We start from the raw sequence: 3,194 nt of genomic DNA, 5'->3' as shown, positions 1-3,194 counted from the left end.
GCAGAGGAGGTGAGCGATGCGCTGGTCCGGAGCGCGTGCGCCCATGTTGACCAGCCACTCTCGTAGGACCGCACCGTCGACCAGGGAGCACCACCAGAAGGCGCGCGCGATGCTCGTGTGATGCGCCGTGATCTCATCGATAGCCTGACGGGGGATGTCCACGACCTGGCACTGCGAGATCGTACCGATGTTGTGATCCATCTCGTCGAGGATGAACACGTTCAGGTCGCAGAAATCGCCGGGCAACAACAGGGCCATGATCTGCCGCTGGCCGTCCGGGAGCATCTTGTAGCGGCAGGCGAAGCCGTCGAGGATCAGCAGGACGTTGTCGGGCTTGTCACCTTCCCGGATCAGATCCTGACGCGCGCCGACCTGCCGGACCTTGAGCACCAGGCCGTTCAGGGCCCAGCGGGCCTGGTCGGAGAGGGGTTCGAAGCTCTCGAGCTTCCGCGTCAGCGCCTGCTGCATTAGACCGCCCTCCCAATACAGAGAACGAGGTGATCGTTCGAAAGGTGCCTCTCGAAGGAACGCCAGACCGAGCCCAGCCGATCTAGCGACGACACCGCGAGCACGACATTGGATGCCTGCGCCCTGTCCAGTGATCGATAATCCGCCCGGTAAAAGACCCCGCCACCCGAACCGGGCGACGGGGCTTGAGTACGGTTGGGTCGGAAGGAGCCGTGCAGGCGATGAAGGGGCAAGGAACGCTCGCGCAGCTCGCTGCGCTCGCAACATCACAGCTACAGCTTGCTACCCATGGCAGTGACCGGAGATCCCCATCCGATCAAAAAGCAGGTTTCACCGAAATTTACCCTCAATAGAGGCCAGGTACCCCAAAGCGGTGATTAATTTTTCGTAAAAGGTTCGCGCAATTGTCTTTTGATAAGGGGACGGAGCGCAGTTTCCGTAGCCTGACGATAGATTGACACTTCGTCATGCGAGACCAACGCGCGGGAGCCGGCAATGGCAACAGGAGCTCTGTGGGATCGTCTCTCCCTGGCGCTGTCCCCCGGGCCGAATGGCTACGGTTCGCCTCGACGCCGGTCACCTCCAATGCACCGCCTGTTCGACACCGGAACGATCGAGGCGGTGCGGCGTGGCCTGTGGTCCGTTGAGACCCTCAGCCGGTGCATCGTCGAGGCGAGCTCGGACTGCATCGAAGTACTCGACCCGCAGGGCAATCTCCAATTCGCCAACCCGACCGCGCTGCAGCAGCTGCGCAGCTGCGATACCGCTGAGAACGAGGGAGAACCATGGTCCCTATCCTGGCCCGAGGAGGCGCGGGCGGCCGTTTTAGCTGGGCTCGAAGCCGTGCGCGAGACCGGCGTCGCCCGCTTCAGCCATTGGCGTCCGGGGATCTTCGGAGAGGCGCGCTACTGGGACGTAGCCCTCTCGCGCATGCTGGACGATGACGGGGGTCCCATCGGCCTGCTTGCGGTCTCGCGGGACATCACCGCATCGGCGAAAACCCAGGCCGATCACGAACTGCGCAGCCGTGAACTGAGCCACCGTCTGAAGAACGTCTTCGCCCTGGTCAACGGCCTCGTCACCCTCTCGGCACGCGACATCCCGGTAGTGCAGCCGTATGCACGGACGCTGCGGGATCGGTTCACCAGCCTCGGTCGGGCGCTGGAGTACCTGCACGCGTCGCCCCAGGATAAGGCTGCGCCGCGTCCGGCGCAGACCCTGCAGGCGTTACTGCGCGCCTTGCTGATGCCTTACGACGGCGTGGGCAGCGCGCATCGCCGTATCCGGTTCTTCGGCGGAGCGGATGTTCCAATTCGCGACACGGCGTTGACCAGCCTCGCGCTGATCATCCACGAACTCGCGACGAACGCGGTCAAGTATGGCGCCCTATCTGGTGATACAGGCACTGTCAGTCTGAGCTGTCGCCGCTACGACAAGAGCATCAGCCTGATCTGGTGCGAGCGTGGTGGACCGCCGATCGCGCAACCGCCGGAACATGCTGGGTTCGGCGCAACCTTGGTCCAGCGCAGCGTCGGCGGCCAGCTCGGCGGCAAGATCGCTTATCACTGGTGGCCCGAAGGCCTGCGCGTGGTGATATCTATACCGATCGATCTGCTGAAGCAGACGGAGGCGACCTGACTCACGCTGGCAGACCTCGTGATGCTCAGCGCTGATCCAATCCGCTTGGACAAGCACCAGGTTGCGACCATCGAAAGCAGACACGAACTCGTGCGGCTGGATGCTGCCGACGATGTAAATGGGCTGGCGGTCGCACGCGGTCAGGTCGAGCTGCGGAACCGCGTAGCTTCGCAGATACAAACCAGCTCTCGCTGCGTTCGGTCAAGATCGGACACAGAACTGGATCAGGCTGCCCGCAAACAGACCTTCTGAACTTCCGAGAAGGGTCGTGAGGGGTCCCCACGTCTATGTCCGCTTGATGCAACCGCTTTCCAGAAGCGGTCGTGCAGGAAACCACCCATCCTGGTCGCAGGCGATGGTCAACCGAGTTGCCCGTTAGCGGACATTCCCAGGGTCAGCGAATGGGTCGACTCCGGACGGACGGTCACCTGAAACTGAATGTCCGCTACCGGGCGGTCAGCTGATGTCCGCTCATGGCGCGAAGCTGCGGTCTGGAATGGCAGGGTTTGGCCGAAAACTGCCAGTCCGCTTCGGGAAATGCATGTTGGAGAAGCTGACATGCATTTCCCGAAGGCCAAGTACCACCTGGAGGTCGGCGGCCTCGTCGAGGCGCCCTTCAGACTGTCCCTGGCCGAGCTCCGCAAGCTCCCCGCCCGGACGCAGATCACCCGGCACGACTGCGTCGAGGGCTGGAGCGCCATCGGCAAGTGGACTGGCGTACCGCTCTCCGACGTCCTCAACCGCGCCGGGTTGAAGCCCGAGGCGCGCTTCGTCGTGTTCCACTGCGCCGACACCATGGACCTGGGTGGCGATGACGATGGTGAGGACGACGGCGCCGCAGGTGACAGCAGTTCGCAGGAGGAGGCGCCTGCCGGCAATGCCAACCCGAACATGACCAAGCAGTCGGGCGGTGGCGAGAGCAAGAAGGACTCGGGCGGCCAGCAGGCATCGGAAGACACCGCGGCCAGCGGCGGGTCGCCGGTCCGGTACTACGAGAGCATCGACCTCGTGGACGCCTTTCACCCGCAGACAATCCTAGCTTACGAGATGAACGGGCAGCCCCTGCCGGTCGCGAACGGCGCGCCCTT

Annotated in this window: 2 protein-coding genes and 1 pseudogene; 2 read left to right on the top strand and 1 reads right to left on the bottom strand. The window is 63.6% G+C overall.

The genetic code is table 11. The features are described 5' to 3' along the window. Window positions 1-468: Crp/Fnr family transcriptional regulator (locus MKK69_RS30250; protein WP_243973868.1), on the bottom strand; the 468-nt coding region annotated here is incomplete at its 3' end. Window positions 469-1,053: 585 nt separating this feature from the next. Between MKK69_RS30250 and MKK69_RS30245 the strand changes: the two genes are divergently transcribed. After that, window positions 1,054-2,106: a PAS domain-containing protein gene (locus MKK69_RS30245; protein WP_243973867.1), complete on the top strand. Its 1,053-nt coding sequence runs from the start codon at window positions 1,054-1,056 to the stop codon at window positions 2,104-2,106. A 579-nt stretch (window positions 2,107-2,685) separates the two neighbouring features. After that, window positions 2,686-3,194, top strand: a pseudogene (locus MKK69_RS30240) (molybdopterin-dependent oxidoreductase); the annotation flags it as partial.

This window comes from Methylobacterium sp. J-026 (genome assembly GCF_022829585.1).
Taxonomy (GTDB): Bacteria; Pseudomonadota; Alphaproteobacteria; order Rhizobiales; family Beijerinckiaceae; genus Methylobacterium.
Note: the sequence above shows the minus strand (reverse complement) of the source record. Positions and strands in the feature narration are given on the sequence as shown.

Excerpts from the sequence above, each read along its gene's own strand:
- MKK69_RS30245 (WP_243973867.1), top strand. The coding sequence starts at position 1,054 with ATGCACCGCCTGTTCGACACCGGAACGATCGAGGCGGTGCGGCGTGGC.